Below are 22,059 nucleotides of genomic sequence, written 5' to 3'. Positions count from 1 at the left end.
GGGGATAAAATATGATTAGTCTAGAAGACTTTCATCAAGACTTTTTGCAAAGTATTTTAGCTGATGCAGAAAGCAGAGGTTTAATGCGGAGCCAATCTTTTTTTGAGAATACATGTGAGACCTTGGTTAGTATAGGGGAGCTTAGCAGCGATTATACAGCTGCAGATTATACTAAGACGGGTATCGAAGTTCATGGTTATGATTACGATGAGACTAGAGAGATGCTTACAGTGTTAGTTCATCATTTTTTTCAAGAAGATTATATCGAGACATTTAACAAAACACAAATTAATACAAAGTTTAAACGACTTAGAACATTTGTACAGAAAAGTCTTCGAGGGCTTCACAAAAATATGGAAGAAACTTCAGATGCGTATTCTATGGCTTATAATATTTATTACTATGCTCAAACTAAGAGAATTAGCAAACTTAAATTAATTGTATTGACAGATGGAAAAATGACTAGAACTCTAAATGATCTGCCTTCAGAAGTGATTGATGACATACCTACCGATCTTAGAGTTATTGACATCGAATACATTTATAAGATTAATTTATCAGAATACACAGATAACAATTTTGAAGTGAATGTGAAATTGCCTGCTTTGGAGATTCCGACTAGTTCGGAGGAATATCAGTCTTATTTATCATATATGTCTGGCGATGATTTAGTAGGTATTTATGATCAATTTGGACAGAAACTTTTTGAGCAAAATGTGAGAACATTTTTACAGTTCAAAGGCGGGGTCAATAAAGGTATTCGAAATACAATCGAATACAAGCCAGAATTATTTTTTGCATATAATAATGGAATCACCGCCACAGCAACTGAAGTTGAGTTTGATGAACATGGAAATATAACGAAAATTGTAGACTTCCAGATTGTAAATGGCGCTCAGACGACATCATCTATTTACGCAGCGAAGAAAAACTCTAAGCTTGATGTTTCGAAAGTATCTGTTCAAATGAAACTTTCTGTAGTAAGAGAAAGAGAACAGCAATATGATTTTGTTTCTAAGGTGTCTGAGTATGCAAATACACAAAATAAAGTTAATAAATCGGATTTCTTTTCTAATAATCCTTACCATAAAGAAATGAAGACTAGTTCTCAACGTGTATGGGCTGCAAGTGTAGGAGGCTCTCAGCGAAGAACTCACTGGTTTTATGAGCGTGTAAGAGGAGAATATCTTAATGAACAAGCTTATCTTACTAAAACTGAGAAAGCTAAGTTTCAGTTAGAAAATCCCAAATCACAACTTTTAGATAAAACCTTTTTATCTAAAAGTGAAAATTCATGGCTAAAAAAACCGGATGTGGTTTCAAAGGGAGCTCAATATAGTTTTGCATCGTTTGCAGATCATATTACGGAATGGCTTGATAAAGACACACTTGCAATAACAGAGAGTTACTTTAAAGATGCAGTATCACGTGTGATTCTTTTTAAAAGTGTAGAAAAGTTGATTTCTAGTTCTTCCTGGTATGATGGTGGTTTTAGAGCGCAGACTGTTACCTATAGTATTGCCTATTTATCTCAGTTAGTAGAATATTCAGGAAAGCATTTTAACTTTAATACAATCTGGGAAGAGCAGGGACTTACGAAAGAACTTACTTCTCTCATGAAGCTAATAACAAAAGGAGTGTATGATTCTATTACTACTCCTCCTGGAGGTTCTGCAAATATTGCTCAGTGGTGTAAAAAGAAAGAATGTTGGGGACGAGTAAAAGATCTAGATTTAAAAATATCTCTTAGTGATAATCTATTAATGAACACAGAAGAAGCTAAGTATATTAAGCGGGAAGATAAAAAGGAAAAGAAACTAAATAGTGGGATAGAAATTCAAGTTTTCGTTGTAAATACTCATAAAGAAGTATGGGGAAAACTACTGGCACATTATAAGAAGTATCAATCGGTAAGTAAAGTCACAAAAACACAAATGGATATTCTTGAAAAAATGGCTTTAGGATTAATTCACGCTCCTTCAGAGAAACAAAGTAAAATACTGCATCAATTATATGAAAAGGCTACAGATGAAGGTGTTGTAGTTTAAAATGAATGTTCTGCTGATATTATCAGCAGAACATTTTTTGTTTTTTTCTATAGTCCTATATAATAGCAGTAATAAAACAATATGGGAGCATACACATGACCTTACCTGCAGAACTTCAAAACATTTTCATACACAAGCAAAAATCCTATAAAATGGTCCTCATCCTCGTTCTCATCGATGAAATGCGAGCAAGCCGCGAACGAGAAGTATCCATGGCTCGTATCAAGGAGCGCTTTCTCGATTACTTCCAGAAACGGGAAGCCAGAAGCGAGCCAGTAGATGCACCACCATCCCGGATGGCTTTCCGCTGGGCAGACCTGCCTTTGAACAGAGTGCAGTACGTAATCGATACACCTATCGAAGCACTCTCATCTATCCTGGACTATCCCAACTCCGGCTACACGATCGGCTTCAAGCCGGAGATCTACGATCAGCTTAATCCGGCTGTCTTGGATGAACTCTACCATTTCACCCTCGATGAACTGGATGCTTACTACGCTCCGCCAGAATCAGACTTTTCCCTGCGCGAAGACCTGATGAACATCACGCGTAATTACTCGCAGGCCAAGGCGCAGCCGCTGTCCGGACATCCGCTGGCGGAGTATGTGCGGCGGGATATACCGGAGCATCTGAAGTCGCTGCCGTTTATCCATAATCATTTCAAAGTTCAGGGATCGGTGGGGCGTGGCAACTGGGCGACCATACCCTGGATTGCGGTGATGTACCCGCAGATTACGGATACGATTCAGCGTGGTGTATATGTGGCGTATCTGTTCTCTGCAGACATGAAGCGGATCTATCTGACGCTCAACCAGGGACTGGGCGAGGCGCGCAGTCAGCTGGGACGCGGGGAGGGACTGGCTTATCTGCAGGAGCGTACGCAGGAGATTCGTTCCCGGCTGCCGGCCAGCCGGATGAAGATGTCGGATGATATTGAGCTGGGCGATGGGCGGCTCGGGGATGATTACCAGATGTCGACGATTGCGTATTTCCATTACGAGACCGATCATTTGCCGGATAATGAGCAGCTGATCACGGATCTGTGGGATGCGATGGACAGTTATATGTTCTATATCGAGAGCACGGCGATTACACCGAATACGGTATGGAGCAGTCAGATCCGTGAAGAGAGCAGTGCGGACTCCTATTCACCGCGCATTCGTGACCGGGATGTGAAGGAGACACTGCATAACATCCAGCAGTATGTCTCACAGCGTGGATTTTATTTCCCGGAGCAGCTGACGCATAACTTTTACCTGTCCCTGAAGACGCGGCCTTTTGTGATTCTGGCAGGCATATCGGGTACGGGCAAGACGCGGCTGGTCCGGTTGTTCGCGGAGGCAGTAGGCGCTACGGCAGATAACGGGCAGTTCCGATTGATTCCGGTACGTCCGGATTGGAGCGATCCGGCAGATCTGATCGGATACAAGGATCTGTCCGGCGTATTCAAGCCGGGACCGCTGACGATGGTCATCGCGGAAGCGTCGCGGAGGGAAAACCGGAAAAAGCCGTACTTTGTCTGTCTCGATGAGATGAATCTGGCGCGGGTCGAGCATTATTTTAGCGACATGATGAGTCTGCTGGAGACGCAGCACTGGATGGAAGAGGGAGTGCTTTCTGCCGGTAATGGACGGGAATATGCCGGACAGGCAGATAGTGCAGTGAAGCAGAATATAGCTGAAGCGAGCAGACGCAGTCATGGAGTGAATACGGTACAGGAGCGGCATATCGCGACCGACCCGCTAATCCCGGAGGGAGCATTGGATACCGAGGAAGACCAATCCCGCTACGGCAACCTCGGCATCCCGGAGAACGTCTACATCGTCGGCACGGTCAACATGGACGAGACGACGTACCCATTCAGTAAGCGTGTGCTGGACCGGGCGAATACGATTGAGTTCAATGCGATCGACCTGATGCAGCTGCCGCGGCTTACAGAGGACAGTCAGCAGCTGGTCGAGGTAGTACCGGTGGAGCAGTCTTTTCTCCGCAGTGACTATCTCCAGCTGATCGACGCGCTTGGCGATTACGAAGATCTGATCCGCCGCACGACCGAGCAGCTGGTGCTGGTGAATACGGTTTTGGAAGACATCCATGCGCATGTAGGATTCCGTATCCGTGATGCGGTGTGCTTTTACCTCGTGTACAACGAGCGCTTTAATCTGATGACAGAGGATGCAGCGTTCGACCTGCAGCTGCTGCAGAAGATTCTGCCGCGCATTCAGGGTAGTCAATCCGGTGTACGGCGTGTGCTGGTAGATCTGCTCAAGCTGTGTCTGACAGGCAATACACGCATTCCGTCACCACTCGAAGACGACGATGCCTTTTGGAGACAATGGAGTCGGGGCGGCACACCGCCATTGGCACGTTATCCAGAGAGTGCGCGCAAGCTGGTGTATATGATCCGGCGGCTGGATGAAGACGGGTTCACCTCGTACTGGGTGTCCTGATGATCTCTACAGGAGGTGCCCATGAATCTGAATAAAAGTGTGAATCTGCTGGAAATAGAGACGAGTATTGGCAGCATCTATCTGCAGGGCAAGCCTTACCATCCGGCAGTAGAGACACTGCAATTGCACCGGGAAAAAGGGCAGTGGGTCGATGCCCATCTCAAGTGCACTTCGCTCATGCCGGATATTGAGGTACAGTCGGTCCGGGTATTCTCTTCAGTAGAAGGGGAACTGGTACCGTGGAGCGCCGGAGCAGATGTGCTGCCCTGCTTTTACGAGCAGCAGAATTATGAGTTCGTGTATGAACGGGCAGAGGATACGAGTCTGCCGGTCACCTTTTACCATGATAACCAGTATCTACGAGAAGCGGTCACGCCCAAGGGCAAGCGGCTGCTGTCGGGGATGCTCAACTTCCGTAATGAAGTGGGCTTTACTGAGCTGGAGCTGCGGGCAAGCGGACAGCGTCTGCTGTCGATCGAGCTGGAGATTTTCCCGTCCAAGCTGGATTACAAGCAGGACTATGTAGCTCTGCTGCGTGAAGTGAATGAGCAGGTGTACAATCTTTCGTTCGATTTTCTCAAGCGTACGTACCAATCGGTCTCGCTAAGGGACAGTGAACACCAGAGTCTGAGCGAGTTTTTCTCGATTATTTCGCATCTATTTGGTCAAATGGAAAAGGCGATGGAGCGAATATCCATCCAGCCGCATCACCAGATGAACCGCGAGCAGGAACTGCGTAATGCTGCTCTGGTGAAAAGAGCCAGTCGGCGCAACAATACCTATCTGGCTCGTCATCCGCAGCATCTGGAGAAATTGCAGCGTCCATCTCTGGAGAAGGAAAATGGACAGGGCGTAGGCAGCAGACCTCAGGATGAACAATGGCAAGCCGATCCTTCCCGCCGGGGAGCGCTATCTATTAACGGAGAAGATTACCGTCCGCTTCGACTGCTCGATACGGTCAAGCATCTCTCGTATGATACGGCAGAGAACCGGATGCTGCGCTGGATGCTGGAGCGTATCCTCTCCAGACTGCATCGTCTGCGTAACCAGTATGCCCAGCTGAACCGTCCGCAGAATTACCGCAGCCGCACATATGACAAGCAATTCGTTCGCCGGGTAGATGGGATGATCTCGCGTATGGAGCGAATGCTGTCTGCCAACTGGCTGCAGCAGCTGTCCCCGATGCGCAGCATGAGTCTCAGTCTGGTCATGCAGATGGCGCCGGGCTACCGGGAGATGTACCGATATTATCTGACCCTGCTCAAAGGACTATCGATCCAGAGCGATCTGCTGCGCCTGTCCATGAAGGAAATCTCGGAGCTGTACGAATACTGGTGCTTCCTCAAGCTGAATGAACTGCTCAGCCGCAAATACCAGTTGGTTCGCCAGAATGTGATTCGGCTGAATCACTCCGGTCTATTCGTAACGCTGGATCGGGGGCAGCGCTCGCGGATGGAGTATGTGAATCCGCGCAGCGGCGAGACATTTGTGCTGTATTACAATAGTGCGCCGGATAGACAGGGCACGCCGACACTACCGCAGCGACCGGATAATGTACTTTCGTTGCGGAAAGTGGACGCTGGACAGGAGAAGGAATACAGCTTTATTTTTGATGCCAAATACAAATTGAATGTAGCCGAAGAAGGATCTGCTTACCGGTCAAGCTATGGTCAGCCTGGACCACAGGAAGAAGACATCAACACGATGCACCGCTACCGGGATGCGATTGTGCATGGAGTGAACGAGCAGGATTCGTCTGCAATTGATCCAGTGACAGCTACAGAACAGGGTGCAGTTGAACAGGAGTCCAAGACTTCATTTTCCAATAAAGATAAGTCAGAGCATGATTCCGAAGCAACTATTAGCGATCTTGAAGAAGATACAATATCTCCCCGTATCCGCTATGAACGCAGCATGTACGGCGCATATGTGCTGTTCCCGTACGGTAACGAAAAAGAGTACCGCCAGCACCACTTTTACAAAAGTGTACGGCGGATCAATGTAGGTGCGCTTCCTTTCCTGCCGAATGCGACAACGCTGGTAGAGGAATTCCTGGACGAACTTATTCAGGATAGCCCGGAAAAGGCATACGAACGATCTACTACGCCGCGCGGTACAGAAGAGTATTATGCTAATAAGCTCGTCACCCGCAATATGATCGTCGGATCGGTACGCGGACCGGAGCAGGTAGAACTGGCATTAACACATGGATTCTACCATGTGCCGCTCAAGAACTTTGCCAATTCACAGGTCATTACCCAGCTCGAATATGTCGCTATGTACCAGTCCAAACGCAAGTTTGGCGCACTCGGTCAAGCCGGTATCCACTATTACGGACGCATCACCGGCTGGCAGATTATGCAGCGCAGAGAAATTACCGAGATTCCGTCAGACGAGCGACGAGATGACCAATTGTATGTAAAATTTACTGTAGAGCGCTGGCAGGAACGCAGCGAGCCGATTACACTCGGCGGACAGGGCATCTATACACTGCTGTATACGAGCAAGTACATCTTCGACCGCGCCCATGAACTAGCCGAACTGCGCCTCGAATCCGACGAAGACCTGAGACAATGGCGCGAGAAACGCAGACAGGGTCAGGTGAAAGTAGTACTGGATAACGAGTATGTGGATCTGGCACAGCGTGTAATAGACGTATCCGTAGAAGAGCAGAAGTAGCAAGAAAAAAAAATAGCCGTAATATGGATCATGCTATTGACATGGTAACGCCCATAAAGCAGATAATCTTTGTAGTGCTTGTAGTGCTTGTAGTGCTTGTAGTGCTTGTAGTGCTTGTAGTGCTTGTAGTGCTTGTAGTGCTTGTAGTGCTTGTAGTGCTTGTAGTGCTTGTAGTGCTTGTAGTGCTTGTAGTGCTTGTAGTGCTTGTAGTGCTTGTAGTGCTTGTAGTGCTTGTAGTGCTTGTAGTGCTTGTAGTGCTTGTAGTGCTTGTAGTGCTTGTAGTGCTTGTAGTGCTTGTAGTGCTTGTAGTGCTTGTAGTGCTTGTAGTGCTTGTAGTGCTTGTAGTGCTTGTAGTGCTTGTAGTGCTTGTAGTGCTTGTAGTGCTTGTAGTGCTTGTAGTGCTTGTAACGTTAATAAACTAAACCCTTCCACAAATAAATCCAAGCACAGAGCGGAGCAAAGGGAATAGAGGCAAAGGACGACATTTAAGCCTGGAGATCCACCTTTACATGTTAACCATTCAGATCTCCAGGCTTAACCGGAGGACGTGCCTCTATCCCTTTGCAAAGCGTATGAACATCAAAGAGTCGTCTCTTTTCCAAGCACATGCCCCTAACATCGAAGCAACTTGTGCAAAATAAATACACGCCCACCCTACCACTTCCAAATCACCCAAAGCAACAGCCCCAGCACAATAAACGCTATCACCGGATTCATAAACTTGGTCAACCAGATCGCCATAGTAAATGTTGCGATAGTCAGGTGCCCCAGCCACTCCTGATGTTGGAACTTTTTGCGATGATACAGCAGATGCACATAGCCGATCGGCGGAGTCAGGAGACAGAGTACGCAGAGAAATCCCGGGCGCAAATACCATTTTGTTTTCATATGTATATACCTCCAAATACTTGTTCACATAAGCGGTGATGCCAGAATTCAGCTTCTCGCTACTATTACCCATCATAATATGGAAATAACACCTATATCAAATCGGCCCGGTTCGCGCATTTATACATGCAGCCGAGCTATTTTATGCATAAATGATAGTGTAATCGGGAACCAGCAGTCTTCTGTAACATCCTGTGATATCGTTTTTCGGGCATGATCTCATCCTATGCTTTAGTCTGTGAAAGTGTCTGGTGATCTATCGACTATTGGACTTTATCTGTCCGACTGCTTCGTTTCGTCAAATTTCTTGCTAATTAGCGCGTTTACTGGAATAGCAGAGGATAATAAGATACTTTCATGCGGATATAAAAATAAAGGCGCAATAAGGATACTCTTCATTAGGTTTTCTGATTATAATCCATATTTTACAATATACTCCACTCATTGAGTGTCTTATAATCAACGCTGAGGAGGTGATTCGAAAGGGGAAGCAGTACAGAATACATCAAAATAGAAAACGCTTACCGGAAAGGTTGGGCTCGACTCCACACAAATTTCCCAGAAAGAAAGGTGAATGGATTGAAGTCTAAAAAAGGATTCTGGCAAGGTTTCAAGTATACGATGGCTGCATCACTGCTGGCAGGAAGTTTACTATCGGCGATGTATGGACCGACAGCTTATGCAGAGGCTCATGTGGATAATCCGTTTATTGGAGCGACCGGATACGTGAATCCGGATTACGCCAAAGAAGTTGACGGTTCGATCGCCAGAGTCAGTGATCCTGCGCTCAAGGGTAAAATGCAGACGGTCAAATCCTATCCAACTGCCGTATGGCTGGATCGGATTGATGCGATCGAAGGTGGAGCGGCCAATGCCGGACGTCTCAGCCTTGAACAGCATCTGGATGCCGCACTGGCTCAAAAGAAAGGCAATACCCCGATTACAGCAAGCTTTGTCATCTATGATCTGCCGGGACGGGATTGCCATGCACTGGCATCTAACGGTGAGCTTCCTTTGACCCAGGAGGCATTGCAGCGCTACAAAACCGAATATATTGATGTGATCGCCGAGACTTTTGCGAATCCCAAGTACCAGGATATTCGCATTGTTAACGTGATTGAGCCGGACAGTCTGCCGAATCTGGTCACCAACCTGAATGATGCCCGCTGCGCAGCAGCCAACTCCAGCGGTATCTATGTCGAAGGCGTGCAGTATGCGCTGAATAAGCTTCATGCGATCCCTAATACCTACAATTATCTGGATATCGGTCACTCGGGCTGGCTCGGTTGGGATAACAACCGGTCAGCGACAATCACATTGTTCACCAATGTGGTTCGTAATACAACAGCCGGATTGTCCAGCATTGACGGCTTCATTACCAATACAGCGAATACAACACCGCTGAATGAGCCGAATCTACCGAACCCGGATCTGAACATCGGCGGACAGCCGATCAAGTCATCCAAGTACTATGAATGGAATCCGTACTTTGACGAGTCGGACTTCACTGCAGCATTGTACTCCGAGTTCGTTCGTGCCGGATTCCCGAGTGGTATCGGCATGCTGATCGATACCGGACGCAATGGTTGGGGTGGACCGAATCGTCCGGCAATGGCATCGGGCAGCGACATCAATACGTATGTCAATTCCGGCCGTGTCGACCGCCGTGCTCACCGGGGCAACTGGTGTAACAACAGCGGAGCGGGTCTGGGTACACCGCCGACTGCTGCGCCTGCCGCTCATCTGGATGCCTATGTATGGGTCAAACCTCCGGGTGAATCCGATGGCTCCAGCTCCCTGATCCCGAATAATGAAGGTAAAGGCTTTGACCGTATGTGTGATCCAACCTACACGACAGCAGACGGCGTACTGACTGGCGCGCTGCCAAATGCTCCGATCTCCGGTGCATGGTTCCATGACCAGTTCGTGATGCTGATCAATAATGCTTATCCTGCACTGGGTGCATCCACACCGGTAACACCTCCGGTTGTAACTGTGCCAACTGTACCAACAGGGCTGAAAGCAGCTGCCGCTGATACACAGGTGAAGCTGAACTGGTCATCCGTAACAGGAGCCGATCACTATGTAGTCAAAAGAGCAACCAGCGAGAGCGGTCCTTTTACTACCGTAGGCAGCAAAGTTACGACCACACTGTACACTGACAAAGCAGTAACCAATGGCACTACCTATTATTACAAAGTGAGTGCCGTAAACACTGCAGGTACCAGCGCTGACTCTGCAGCCGTAAGTGCCAAACCGGTCGCTGTTGTTGTAGTGCCACCTGTTGATCCGGAACCCAATCCCAATCCGAACCCTAATCCTACACCAACTCCGACAGGCAGCTTGAGCGTGCAGTATCGTGCAGCAGATACGAATGCATCGGATATGCAGATGAAGCCGTTTTTCAATATCAAGAATAACGGTACGACACCTGTGAATCTGAGCGATCTGAAGCTGCGTTACTACTTTACTCCAGAAGGTTCCCAGGAGATGAGTTCCTGGATCGACTGGGCCAAGGTAGGACAGGATAATATCACGCGTAATTTTGGTAATGGATATGTAGAGCTGAGCTTCAGCAGCGCAGCCGGTACATTACAGCCCGGTGGCGAGAGCGGAGAGATTCAGCTGCGCATGGCCAAATCCGACTGGTCCGTGATGGATGAAAGTAACGATTATTCCTTTGATGCATCCAAGACGAGCTATACCGACTGGAACAAAGTCACTCTATATCAGGGCGGTAAACTGGTCTGGGGTATGGAGCCTTAAAATTGAGGTGATAGAGGGTAAGATGAATAGCGATAGAAATATGCATAATGAGCAGAGAGTATAGCGAGAATGATAAATAAAGATCGGAGGCTTGAGATGCTGTTTGATTTCAAGCCTCTTTTCGTACTTCCGAGTGACTGTGTTAAAATAGTAACCGAATATGATCGGATCGTTCGCTAGCTGCCTGAGCAAAGGGAAGTAGGCAGGGGCACGCACATATTCATTTACTATATAGGAAAGGAGCATATATTAATGGAATTTGTATATGCTGTCCTGCAGGGACTCGGTATGATCTTTATTGTGCTCGCTGTATTTGTAGCCGTCACCTTGTTTCGCCTTTGGCACAGGAAAAATAGATCCTGATCATTGAGCGGCTAAAAAATGTTGTTATTCATGGTCATGGACTATCTTGTTCGTTCAATAGTATGCAGCTATAAAACCTTGCATACATTATAATAGAAGAAACACATTCCAATCTGCTTATTCTCCCCTTCCGAACGCCGCTGAAAGGAGCCATTCGGTCGAATGGTTCTTCTCATATAACGCCTGCATATGGACGATATTAAAGTATCTGCTGTCCAATTCTCTTCTTATACCTGCATTCTTGCAATTATCAGGATATTTCATAGAATCCAAGCCTGCTTTCGGCTTGCTGATTCAGTCGGGTAGATAGGATCATCAGGGACTTTTTTACCTGAGCAGCCACCCACATTATCGATAACTTGCCTGATTCTGAACAAGTGCTGCACAATTTTGTCCCAATAACCCCCTTCCTTGTTCCTAAGTTACCGCTCCATAGCATTAGAAGAAAAAGAGAGTTGTGCATAAAGAACAAATTTAAAGTATTCGAATCGGGACTATTCAGTCCATAATCCGCTGAGTTAAGCGTTATTAGCCGAACTTCGATTCCTCTGTCCCTTGTTATTTGTAATTTATGACCAAAATCGACCATTAGTTTCCTGCTTCACAACACCTATGCTTCTAGAACTTTATATTCATTTATTGTCAGAAATATATTATTTTGGTTTTGGGATGTATATACTGACGTAGGCAGCAAGGTCTGAACTCTTACTTTTCAAAATCAGTGTGTTTCACATACTGAAATCCAAGTGAACAACACCAAAAGGAGACTCTGGGATATGTGGATGAAAACAGTCAAGAAATTCTCTTCCGGCATTCTGGCAGCAACGCTTACCGTAACGCTAGCCGTATCAGCAGGAGGTACGTCTGCCGAAGCAGCAACGACTCCAGTACAGCAGCATGGTCAGCTATCGATCAAGAATGGACGTTTGGTTGATACAAAAGGAACACCGGTACAGCTGAAAGGGATCAGCTCGCACGGTATCCAATGGTTCGGTAACTATGTGAATAAAGACACGATGAAATGGCTGCGCGACGATTGGGGCATCTCGGTGTTCCGTGTAGCGATGTATACGAACGAAGGCGGTTACATTTCCAATCCGTCGGTTGCCAATAAAGTCAAAGAAGCGGTAGCCGCAGCCAAGGATCTGGGCGTTTATGTGATTATCGACTGGCATATTCTGTCCGATGGCGACCCGAATACGTACAAAACACAGGCAAAAACTTTCTTCAATGAAATGTCTGCCCAATACGGTACACTGCCAAACGTAATCTATGAGATTGCCAATGAGCCGAATGGCGGCGTGAACTGGAACAACCAGATCCGTCCGTATGCAGTCGATGTGACCAAGTCTATCCGTGCCAATGACCCGGATAACATCATCATCGTCGGTACAGGCACATGGAGTCAGGACGTACAGGATGCAGCAGACAACCAGCTGCCGGATGCCAATACGATGTACGCGGTGCATTTCTATGCCGGTACCCATGGTCAATTCCTGCGCGATCGCATTGACTATGCTCTGAGCAAAAAGGCACCTGTATTCGTAACCGAGTGGGGCACAAGTGATGCTTCCGGTAACGGTGGTCCTTTCCTGACTGAATCCAAGACATGGGTCGACTTTCTGAACAGCCGCGGAGTAAGCTGGGTAAACTGGTCTCTGTCCGACAAGAGTGAAGCTTCTGCCGCACTGGCACCAGGAGCAAGCTCGACTGGCGGATGGTCCCAGGCCAACCTGTCTACTTCTGGTAAATTCGTCAGAGAGCAGACACGCGCAGGTTCTACAACGGTAGGTGGAGGTACGACAACTCCAACACCTACGCAGCCGACGACTCCTACAACACCAGGTAATGGTGGTGGTAACACAGGCGGCGGCACAACGACTCCGACTCCGGGTACAGGTAGCGGCACTCCAGGCACAGGTACAACAGCACCAGCTAAAGGTGCGCTCTCCCTACAATTCCGCAGCGGCGATAATAACCCGTCGGATAACGCAATCCGTCCGGTATTCAATATCAAGAACAATGGAAGCACACCGGTTAAGCTGAGCGATCTGAAAGTGCGTTACTACTTCAATAACGATGGCAAATCCGGTGACCAGACGTATATCGACTGGGCTCAAGTTGGTGCAGCGAATGTAACAACTACATCCAAAGCACTGTCCAGCAGCAAATCGACAGCCAATTGCTATGTAGAGTTCTCTTTCACTAATGCAGCCGGTTCCATCCCTGCAGGCGGCCAAAGCGGTGAAGTCCAGGCACGTATTCACCCGTCCGACTGGAGCAACTTTAACGAGACGAACGACTACTCCTACAATAACGGCAACACGACCTTCGCCACTTATAACAAAGTAACCATCTATAACCAGGACAAACTGGTATGGGGCGTCACTCCGTAAGTTTGGATCAAGCTAAGCGTCATGCAGCCTATGGAAGACATTAGTACACAACGAGCAAATAGGCGTATTCGTTAAGCCTAAGTAAATACAAAAAAGGACATGCACTTATACACGTGCATGTCCTTTTTTTTGATGTTGCCCGCTGAATCAGAAGCAGTCATACTTGCCAGCGTAATGCGTAATGCGTAATGCGTAATGCGTAATGCGTAATGCGTAATGCGTAATGCGTAATGCGTAATGCGTAATGCGTAATGCGTAATGCGTAAAAATGCAGTTGTTTCTTTATCATTCGACAATCCGTACATTCTCCCAATTGACGATATAATGCAAATGCAAATGACGCACAAGCACATAACGCAGGAAAGGAAATAAGAGCAAAGGACGACATTTAAGCCTGGAGATCCTCATCTATTCCAACTCATAAAGGATCTCCAGGCTTAACCGGAGGACGTGCTCTTATTCCTTTCCGAAGTGGGTGAAGGAAGAACGCCTATCATCTTTATTCTTTTCCGAAGTAGGTGAAGGAAGAACGTCTATCAGCCTTATTCCTTTCCGAAGTGAATGAAGCAAGTGCACCTATCACTTTTATTCCTTTCCAAAGCAACTGAACCCAGTACACCAAGCAGAACACAACACTGCCGCCTACAAGTTCTGCGCCGAACTCAACTTCCCATTCCAAAAGTAAAGATACTGATTATGATTGTAAATCCACTGTTCATACGTAATCGATCCCGACTGATATGTGTTGGCGTCTATAGGTAGCCCCCACGACATAACCACCTGCTCACGGGACATACCGGAAGTAACGCGGTTCTGACTGATCGTATTCCATACGCTATTGCTCCATTTATAGACTGAACGCGGATTTTTGGTGAATAGATATTCTAGCGCCATCTTAGTCGCATCCTGATCAGCCGCCACATTGATTCCGAGCAGCTTGCCTTTGGCATTGCGCACAACAATACTAAAATTGTTATCGTCATCTACCTGAAATGACACAAACGTCAGTTTCTCCAGATGCTTAACCCCCGAACCGTTAAAGTTGCGGTTATCAAACCAGACGTTTTGGCCGCGCAGCCAATTCTGTACGGTCAGCAGATCACTTTCTAGTACAAAATCAAGTGCAGGCGCATTGGCGTTGATCTGAATCTCTTCACCGCCGGAATTGATGGCGGTGTTGTCGTATACCGTGCTGCCCGGATCGTAAGAAATATCCGTAATCCAGTAAGCACCCGAATATTGGAAAGGGTAAATCTTCTGACCGATTTTTTTGCCAACACCTGCAGGAAGCTGGCTGATATTGGTCAGAATTTTGCTGGATTCAGCTTTGCCTTTATCACCATCCCAGATAAATAAAGCCAGTGCACTGGAGGCAAATTTGCTCTCCAGATCGCTGATCGCCAGCAATGATTTGAATTGTACATACGTGACTCCTGCATACTGAAAAGAGTTGGAATTGTTGATTGTGATACTGCCTTTGCTGCCCGTCAGACTGAGCGGACTGCCATAATTGATGGTGATGCCTGGAATACGATCCATAATTTTGACAGGGATGTAAAGGGTATTCCCATTTACCAGCTGCGAACGTTGTACTGTGATTTGCAGATTGCCGTTAACATATAGGGCCACCTGCTGATAGGTACTGTTTTTGGCTGGAGCGGCTTGAACCAATGAAGCTGCCGGACCTGCGGCTGCGAACCAGAGGACGGCGACCAACAGCAGAAACAGCATGCTTTTTACGCCTTTCCCAAAGCGCTGGGCTGACCGCTGTGTCAGATGATACGTTGAATGATGTTGCATATGAAATACCCCTTTTCCCTAATCGATCATCCTGTGGATGTCCGGATGAATCTTCTCATCCATGGGAGCTGATCCATTCAGCTGTATGAGCGCATCGGCTCTATATATGTATAACATGCTGGCAGAACAGTCCCAGACTAATATCGGAAAATAAACCGAAAATCTGAAGCCATTCCAATAAGCTCTAAAGGGCTTGGGATTGTGGTGACATTAGGGGGATTGCTTCATTCACTCCAGAAAGGAATAAGGACCTGTCCTCCAGTTAAGTCTGGTTACAAAAACTGGAAAGAAGTACATACTGACATAAAAGATCAACTGTTGAGAATAAGAAAAGAAGCTACAAGCACATAACGCAGGAAAGGAAATAAGAGCAAAGGACGACATTTAAGCCTGGAGATCCTCATCTACTCCAACTCTTAAAGGATCTCCAGGCTTAACCGGAGGACGTGCTCTTATTCCTTTCCGAAGTGAATGAACTCAGCACACCAACTGCTCTTACACCTTCTCGAAGTGAATAAAATCATTACAATAGAGCATAACCCATCATTAAGCAGTAGCCAATTGACCCTACAACGCCGCAGTACGAAGTGCCGTGCTTACCGCCGTCGGAACCACCGATCCGTGATTTTCACCTGCATACTCACGGAATTGTACATTCAGTCCATGTGCCTGCAGTGGAGCAAGCCGTTCCGCCAGTGCACAGGCATTTTGCAGCATATGAAATGGAGCATCACTCTCCAGTTCACCTGCCGCAATCAGCAGATGATGCTTCCGGACTTCGGTACGCAGCCGCGCGGCAAACTGCTGCTCTTCTTCGGCGATTTGCGGCTGTCCCCAGTGCAATGAGGGACTGATAGAGACATAATTGCGAAAAGATTCCGGCGAGCTGAACAGCACATGCAGCGTGAATAATCCGCCAAAGGAATGCCCAAACAGCGTCTGATGATCCGTATTAACCGGCAGCAGACTTTCAACCTTGGGCTTCAATACCTGATTGATAAAGCGCAAAAAGTAATCCGCTCCGCCATATTCCGGCCAGGGCAGTCCATCACGGGAAGGTGGCAGATTATCGACGGGTACAGGTAGAGTATAGTCGTAATGCCGCTCCGAGGAGGTAGGCAATTCAGACGGGTAGCCGATGCCGACGATAATAGAAGGGGTCACACGGGTCTTCTCCTTGCGGCGGCATTGGGCACGTTCGGCCTCCAGTAGAGTAGTGAAGACAGCATGACCATCCAAAGCATAGACGACTGGATAACCTTCTTGCGGGGCTTCCAGATCCGGGATGGACACCATGATCCGGTAATCCCGTCCTTCGGCAGAGCGCAGATCGAACTGCATCGTTCCACGCAGTCGAACTTCCGGATATATAGGCTGATTCGAAGAATAGATAGAGTAAGCAGATTGTTCAGACATTAAATAATACGCCTCCTGTTCATACGGATCGATGATTGCTGTATAGCTGCAGCAGCCGCAGAATGATCTGTATATTCTACCGGCAGTTATATAGCGAAATAAGCATAATTCCCAGTATAAAAGACCATTTCATCCTCTTCCATGAACAATATTCCGGCATAACATGGATAATCATCACCTTGAGCCCCTGTATCCATTGACGTGCCGGAGAGAAAAGGGTACATTGATCATATGCTTAATTGAGAATTATTATCAATAGGAAGTCGGATAAAGAAACATTAAACAAGAACCCATCAAATAAGAGCCATTTTCGCCTGATCAACAGACCTACCACATCTCTATAATATTGGAGCTCGATAGAACCGTTACCATAAAATAAAATGACCCTACCAATAAACATCAACCAAAGGAGGAACTTATGATGAACCGTATGCTGGATACCCGTTTGGTTCCTTCATTAGAGAGGGATCAGCATAGTTATCGTCCGTCTGTTCTTGCCAAGCTGGATGAGCTATCATTTCGACTGAGAGACGTGGAGAAAATTCGCCGCAGCAGTGCATTTCATCTTCCCCAGCAGTATACAACTACCTATATAATGATCGTGATCATGGAAGGAGAGGGCGTCCTCACCGATGAGCAGGGCAAGCGTAAAGTGCAGGCGCAGAGCGTACACTGGTTGGCTCCAGGAACCACGCTCGGTCTGCGTTCTTCAGGTCGTAAAGGAATCAGTCTGCTGCTGATCCGCTTTGACAGTTATATGGAACAGCAAGATGAGCTGCAGCGGCTGGACCAATCCGCCCAAGGCGAAAAAGACGATAGTTACTTTGCCTGCAATGTATCCGGTTCATGGTTGCTGCCTCTGTGCGAATCACTGTACGAACAATGGACAGCAGACAAATCCGGCAGCCGGGCACGGGCAGGAAGTCTGTTCGTTCAGATGCTCTGTGATCTACAAGAGCAGGAATCGGCTGCCGAAGGTGATATTCATATCCAGCTGCAGCGTACATATGCCTACATCGGACGGCATTACCGCGAACCCCTGACCCTGGATCAATTAGCCGATATGGCAGGGATCAGCCGCAATTACTACGTAAGCCTGTTCAAGAAATATTACGGGGAAAGTGTGATCCATTATATTACCCGGCTACGGATGGAAGAGGCCCGCAGGTTGATGACCAATCCGGAACTGCGATTGCGGGATATTGCGCATCAGATTGGTTATAATGACGAGTTTTATTTTAGCCGCAAATTCAAGCAGGAGACAGGCGTTACGCCATCTGCCTACATACGCAATCATCAGCGCAAGATTGCTTCTTATGATCCGGTCGTTACCGGTTATCTGCTGGCGATGGGCATTATTCCTTATGCAGCGCCACTGCATCCCAAATGGACCGGTCATGACAAGCGGCAGTATGCAGCAGACATTCCGGTCCATCTAAAAGTACAGCGCGCCAATACACAGTGGCGGGAAAATATCAGCATATTAACCAGCTGTCAGCCAGAGCTGATCATCGCACCGAATCATATCAGTTTGCAGGAGAAGCAGCTGCTGGAAAATATCGCTCCTGTGCACTATATGGATGCCTGGTCGACAGAATGGCAGGATCAGCTGCTGCAGTTGGCACGGCAGCTGGGAGAAGAGCAGCAGGCACAGCGCTGGCTGGATCGTTATCACGAGCAGAACGGGCAGATCCGGCGACAACTGGCCGAGCAGGGATTACCGGGACAAGTATTATTTGTTCGTTACTGGAAAGGTCACTTCTATTCCTGCCGACTAACCGAAGCAGGACGTATGCTGCGCGAGGATCTGCAGTTGAATCTGCTCTCATTAACCGGGAATGATGATGAAGAGCATGAAGATCTTCCTTTTACACTGGAACAGATTACCCGCGCCGACGCAGACCGTATACTGCTACTGATCTGTCAGGAGAGCGAGACCCTGCTCCACTGGAAAGAACTGATCCAACAGCCGAGCTGGCAATCCATGCAGGCGGTCAGACAGGAACATGTTCATATCCTGAGCTCCGATCCATGGCGGGACTGCTCACCGGAAGCATACAAACGGATGGCACAGCAGGCATTGACGGTATTCACAGACAATCGTCCATGAGTTTTGTGAAGATTGTCCATGTTCCTGCCGGACAATCCATACTATGATTTCTATTGAGAATCATTATCATCAATTGATATCAATGTCCAAAAAGGAGTGCATATACCCAATGAATTCAAGTTCCTCTACACATCGCAAGACGGGCAGATGGTCTGTCCTGATTATACTGCTACTCACCGCTCTGCTCGTATCCGCCTGTGGCAGCAGCCAGGCAACCTCTACATCAGCAGCCGGCACAGCTACCAGCGAGAACAGTTCCGGAGAGCAGCGTACTATCACTTACTTGGGCAAAGAATATACGGTTCCTGCAACGGCAGAACGTATCGTCATTACCGGCTCCATGGAAGCGATGGAAGATGCCTTGCTGCTGGATGTACATCCGGTTGGTGCAATTACATATAGCGGCAAGTTCCCCGAGAAATTCGCTTCGATTACCGACCAAGCGGAATCAATCGGGGAGAAGACCGAGCCGAACTTTGAGACGATTCTGTCCCTCAAGCCCGATGTGATCCTCGGTACCACCAAATTCGACGCACCAGTTGTGGAGCAGCTGAACAAGATTGCCCCAACGATTCAGGTATCGCATATCTCCGATAACTGGCAGGATAATCTGAAGCTGATGGGTGAGCTGACCGGCAAGTCCAAAGAAGCCCAGACCGCGATCACTACTTACCAGCAGGATGTAGCCACTGCCAAAGCCGAGTTGAAAGACAAAATGAAAGATAAAACCGTACTGGCTGTCCGTATCCGTCAGGGTTCTGTCTGTGTATATCCATCCAATGTATTTGTAAATGCTGCGCTGTATGAAGATGTAGGTCTGAATGTACCGGATATTATCCAACAGACCAAAGCCCAGCAAGAAATTTCAATTGAGCAGTTTGCCCAGATCAATCCGGACTATGTGTTTATCCAGTTCTCTACAGATGAGAACCCAGACACCCCAGCAGCACTGGAAGACCTGAAGAAGAACCCAATCCTGAGCAAAACGAAAGCTTTCCAGGAAGGACATGTTTATGTCAATGTCATTGATCCGCTGTCCGAAGGCGGTCCGGCATGGAGCCGTGATCAATTCCTCAAAGCAGCTGTGAAGGAACTGAGTCAATAATGAGCGGCATCCGCAAGTGGTATCCGCTGATCCTGATAGTGAGCGCTCCCCTCCTGGTGGCGCTCACTATTTCCATTTCTATCTTGTATGGTGCCAAGGATATGGATGCTCAGACGATTATCCAGGCATTATTTCATTTTGATCCGAATCAAATCGATCATCAGATCATTATGCAGTCCCGGCTGCCGCGTGAGATTGGTACGATGCTGATCGGTGCCTTTCTGGCTGTCTCGGGAGCATTGATGCAGGGTATGACACGCAATTATCTGGCTTCACCATCGATCATGGGTGTCTCGGATGGATCGGTCCTGATGATTACACTGTGCATGATTCTACTGCCTGGCGCTTCTTCGCTAACGATGATCGTGTATTCGCTTATCGGATCGGCGATAGGAGCCGGTATTGTGTTCGGGCTGGCATGGCTACTGCCGAACGGTACATCACCGGTACGGATGGCCATACTGGGTACGATTATCGGTACATTTATGAGCGGAGTGGCGGAAGCGGCTGCAACGTATTTTCAGGTGTCCCAATCGGTGAGCTTCTGGTATAACGCCCGACTGGATCAGATCGATCCGGTGATGATTCGGATGATTATTCCGTTTGCTATCGCGGGGATGCTGCTGGCGTTGATATTGGCTCGTTCGATTACCGTGCTATCCATGGGTGACGAGATCGCGGCGGGGCTGGGTCAGCGAACCGGTCTGATCAAAGGATTATCCATGCTCGCTGTGGTGCTGCTGACCGGCGTATCTGTAGCACTGGCAGGCAAGATTGCCTTTGTCGGTCTGCTCGTGCCGCATATGACCCGTTATCTGGTCGGTGTGGATTATCGCCGGGTCATCCCATGCAGTGCGCTGTTTGGAGGGATTTTCCTCGGCTGGTGCGATATTTTGAGCCGCTGGGTTAATGCTCCGTTCGAGACGCCGATTGGCGTTATTACCGCTTTGTTTGGTGTACCATTCTTCCTTTACCTGATTCGCCGGAAAGGAGGAAAAACCAATGAAAACTGATTCCATACGGCGTCTGCTGCTGGTTGTATGTGGTCTACTGCTACTCATCCTGACGACATTTTATATCAGTCTGACCAATGGTACATTCGATTTGTCGGTTGGGGATATTGTAAAGACGCTGCTGCGTGTGGATCCAGTGGCAGCACACGATCTGGTAATCTTTGATTTCCGGCTGCCCCGAATCGTGCTGGCGATGTTGATCGGACTGGGGCTTGGTATTGCAGGAGCAGTTATTCAGGGCGTGACCCGTAACGGACTGGCCGATCCGGGAATGCTCGGTATCAATGCAGGAGCGAGTATGGCCGTGGTATTGTTTATGCTGATCTTTAAGCAGTCGCTGGAGCTTACCGGTTGGCTCGCTTTTATGGCGATGCCGCTGTTTGGATTATGCGGAGGAGTTGCGGCGGTGATCCTGATCTTCTGGTTTGCCCGGAGCAATGGTCGTTTGGAGCCGCAGCAGTTGATTCTGGTCGGAATAGCCGTCAGTTCGGGATTCTCGGCAGTCACGTTATATCTTTCTCTACGCATGAACCCGGATGACTTTGAAGCGGCAGCCGTCTGGCTGGCAGGGAGTCTGCATAGTGCTAACTGGGAGTATATTACTGCGATGCTGCCCTGGCTGTTGATTCTGATTCCGTACATCTGGCGCAAGTCATCGCTGCTCGATGTGATGCAGCTGCATGATGAGACGGCACTCAGTCTGGGGGTACCTCTCACTGCCCAGCGTCAGCGGCTGATCCTCGCTGCTGTCGGTCTGGTAGCCGCCTGTGTATCCGTATCGGGCGGGATCGGATTTGTCGGTTTGATCGCTCCGCATATTGCGAGACGACTCGTCGGACTACATCATTCACGGCTGCTGCCGATTAGCGGACTGGTCGGCATGCTGATGGTCGTGCTCGGTGATCTAATTGGCAAGACGATCTTTGCGCCGGCTCAGCTGGCAGCAGGGATTGTAATCTCGATTATTGGCGTGCCCTATTTTGTATATTTGCTGTTCCGCAGCCGGACATAAATATAGTATGATC

13 protein-coding genes are annotated in these 22,059 nt (G+C 48.0%); 10 read left to right on the top strand and 3 right to left on the bottom strand.

What is annotated here, in order from left to right; all coding sequences use genetic code 11:
• Positions 1-11: 11 nt before the first annotated feature.
• The 4 genes from H065_RS0103460 to H065_RS27790 all read left to right on the top strand — a co-directional run bounded on the left by H065_RS0103460 (position 12) and on the right by H065_RS27790 (position 7,599).
• Positions 12-2,048, top strand: a complete 2,037-nt coding sequence (locus H065_RS0103460) for an AIPR family protein (RefSeq protein ID WP_017811624.1) — start codon at positions 12-14, stop codon at positions 2,046-2,048.
• 182 nt (positions 2,049-2,230) lie between these two features.
• Positions 2,231-4,498, top strand: a complete 2,268-nt coding sequence (locus H065_RS0103455) for an MrcB family domain-containing protein (protein WP_238557870.1) — start codon at positions 2,231-2,233, stop codon at positions 4,496-4,498.
• 21 nt (positions 4,499-4,519) lie between these two features.
• On the top strand, positions 4,520-7,177 hold the full coding sequence (locus tag H065_RS0103450) for a DUF2357 domain-containing protein (protein ID WP_017811622.1): 2,658 nt from the start codon (positions 4,520-4,522) through the stop codon (positions 7,175-7,177).
• A gap of 23 nt (positions 7,178-7,200) precedes the next feature.
• Positions 7,201-7,599 (top strand): hypothetical protein, encoded by a 399-nt coding sequence (locus H065_RS27790; RefSeq protein WP_193746755.1) that lies wholly within the window; start codon positions 7,201-7,203, stop codon positions 7,597-7,599.
• A gap of 232 nt (positions 7,600-7,831) precedes the next feature.
• Here H065_RS27790 and H065_RS0103440 read toward each other — a convergent pair whose 3' ends face one another.
• Positions 7,832-8,065 (bottom strand): hypothetical protein, encoded by a 234-nt coding sequence (locus tag H065_RS0103440; protein ID WP_017811620.1) that lies wholly within the window; start codon positions 8,063-8,065, stop codon positions 7,832-7,834.
• A gap of 621 nt (positions 8,066-8,686) precedes the next feature.
• Between H065_RS0103440 and H065_RS0103435 the strand changes: the two genes are divergently transcribed.
• Both H065_RS0103435 and H065_RS0103415 read left to right on the top strand, forming a co-directional pair.
• Entirely contained in the window at positions 8,687-10,831 is a 2,145-nt protein-coding gene (locus H065_RS0103435; protein WP_051058686.1) for a glycoside hydrolase family 6 protein, read from the top strand.
• A gap of 1,139 nt (positions 10,832-11,970) precedes the next feature.
• Positions 11,971-13,590, top strand: coding sequence for a cellulase family glycosylhydrolase (locus tag H065_RS0103415; protein ID WP_017811615.1), 1,620 nt, complete (start codon positions 11,971-11,973; stop codon positions 13,588-13,590).
• 642 nt (positions 13,591-14,232) lie between these two features.
• On the opposite strand, the gene H065_RS0103410 is transcribed toward H065_RS0103415, so the two are convergent.
• Both H065_RS0103410 and H065_RS0103405 read right to left on the bottom strand, forming a co-directional pair.
• A complete protein-coding gene (locus H065_RS0103410) occupies positions 14,233-15,390 on the bottom strand; it encodes a hypothetical protein (protein WP_017811614.1) in 1,158 nt (385 codons plus the stop codon).
• 567 nt (positions 15,391-15,957) lie between these two features.
• A complete protein-coding gene (locus tag H065_RS0103405) occupies positions 15,958-16,806 on the bottom strand; it encodes an alpha/beta hydrolase (protein ID WP_017811613.1) in 849 nt (282 codons plus the stop codon).
• Positions 16,807-17,224: 418 nt separating this feature from the next.
• On the opposite strand from H065_RS0103405, the gene H065_RS25115 reads away from it, so the two are divergent.
• The 4 genes from H065_RS25115 (at position 17,225) to H065_RS0103385 (ending at position 22,046) form a co-directional block, all read left to right on the top strand.
• Positions 17,225-18,916: an AraC family transcriptional regulator gene (locus H065_RS25115; protein WP_081604043.1), complete on the top strand. Its 1,692-nt coding sequence runs from the start codon at positions 17,225-17,227 to the stop codon at positions 18,914-18,916.
• A gap of 109 nt (positions 18,917-19,025) precedes the next feature.
• Positions 19,026-20,021: an ABC transporter substrate-binding protein gene (locus tag H065_RS0103395; RefSeq protein WP_017811611.1), complete on the top strand. Its 996-nt coding sequence runs from the start codon at positions 19,026-19,028 to the stop codon at positions 20,019-20,021.
• The gene (locus H065_RS0103390; protein WP_017811610.1) at positions 20,021-21,034 is read left to right on the top strand and encodes a FecCD family ABC transporter permease; all 1,014 of its coding nucleotides are present in this window, start codon (positions 20,021-20,023) and stop codon (positions 21,032-21,034) included. Before H065_RS0103395 ends, H065_RS0103390 begins: the two co-directional genes overlap by 1 nt.
• Positions 21,024-22,046, top strand: a complete 1,023-nt coding sequence (locus H065_RS0103385) for a FecCD family ABC transporter permease (RefSeq protein WP_017811609.1) — start codon at positions 21,024-21,026, stop codon at positions 22,044-22,046. Before H065_RS0103390 ends, H065_RS0103385 begins: the two co-directional genes overlap by 11 nt.
• The last annotated feature ends 13 nt before the right edge of the window (positions 22,047-22,059 follow it).

This window comes from Paenibacillus shenyangensis (assembly GCF_000346635.1).
In the GTDB taxonomy this organism is placed as follows: Bacteria; Bacillota; Bacilli; order Paenibacillales; family Paenibacillaceae; genus Saccharibacillus; species Saccharibacillus dauci.
The sequence above is the reverse complement of the archived record's forward strand: the minus strand, read 5'-3'. Positions and strand labels throughout refer to the sequence as shown.

Coding starts and splice junctions, on each gene's coding strand:
- H065_RS0103460 (WP_017811624.1), top strand. CDS start 12: ATGATTAGTCTAGAAGACTTTCATCAAGACTTTTTGCAAAGTATTTTA.
- H065_RS0103455 (WP_238557870.1), top strand. CDS start 2,231: ATGCGAGCAAGCCGCGAACGAGAAGTATCCATGGCTCGTATCAAGGAG.
- H065_RS0103450 (WP_017811622.1), top strand. CDS start 4,520: ATGAATCTGAATAAAAGTGTGAATCTGCTGGAAATAGAGACGAGTATT.
- H065_RS27790 (WP_193746755.1), top strand. CDS start 7,201: ATGGATCATGCTATTGACATGGTAACGCCCATAAAGCAGATAATCTTT.
- H065_RS0103440 (WP_017811620.1), bottom strand. CDS start 8,065: ATGAAAACAAAATGGTATTTGCGCCCGGGATTTCTCTGCGTACTCTGT.
- H065_RS0103435 (WP_051058686.1), top strand. CDS start 8,687: ATGGCTGCATCACTGCTGGCAGGAAGTTTACTATCGGCGATGTATGGA.
- H065_RS0103415 (WP_017811615.1), top strand. CDS start 11,971: ATGTGGATGAAAACAGTCAAGAAATTCTCTTCCGGCATTCTGGCAGCA.
- H065_RS0103410 (WP_017811614.1), bottom strand. CDS start 15,390: ATGCAACATCATTCAACGTATCATCTGACACAGCGGTCAGCCCAGCGC.
- H065_RS0103405 (WP_017811613.1), bottom strand. CDS start 16,806: ATGTCTGAACAATCTGCTTACTCTATCTATTCTTCGAATCAGCCTATA.
- H065_RS25115 (WP_081604043.1), top strand. CDS start 17,225: ATGATGAACCGTATGCTGGATACCCGTTTGGTTCCTTCATTAGAGAGG.
- H065_RS0103395 (WP_017811611.1), top strand. CDS start 19,026: ATGAATTCAAGTTCCTCTACACATCGCAAGACGGGCAGATGGTCTGTC.
- H065_RS0103390 (WP_017811610.1), top strand. CDS start 20,021: ATGAGCGGCATCCGCAAGTGGTATCCGCTGATCCTGATAGTGAGCGCT.
- H065_RS0103385 (WP_017811609.1), top strand. CDS start 21,024: ATGAAAACTGATTCCATACGGCGTCTGCTGCTGGTTGTATGTGGTCTA.